This is a genomic window from Erwinia sp. PME.40.26/001 (assembly GCF_055556675.1).
Window position 1 is genome coordinate 1 of sequence record NZ_JBVHNP010000104.1, and the last position, 279, is coordinate 279.

A 279-nucleotide genomic window follows, 5' to 3' on the forward strand; every position below is an offset into this window, starting at 1 on the left:
GCTCGTCCCGATCGTCGAGTGATCGCCGTCCTCGGCGATGGCGGGTTCATGTTCAACTCCACAGCGATCCACACCGCTGCCGCGTACGACGTTCCGGTCGTCTACCTCGTCCTCGACAACGGGGGCTGGCGGGACGTCGCGACCGTGACGGGAGCGATGGGCAGCTCGCTCGGAGAGCCCGGCGCAGAGGATGCGATGCGCTGGACCTTCCGGCCCCCGATCGACCACGCATCGTACGCCCGAAGCCTGGGACTGAAGTCTTGGCGGGCGTCCAACCCG

General features: G+C 68.1%; 1 protein-coding gene. It reads left to right on the top strand.

All coding sequences use genetic code 11. From position 1 onward, the window contains the following. A partial coding sequence (locus tag ACZ3HG_RS23415; protein ID WP_465334726.1) for a thiamine pyrophosphate-dependent enzyme occupies positions 1 to 279 on the top strand: 279 nt, incomplete at both ends.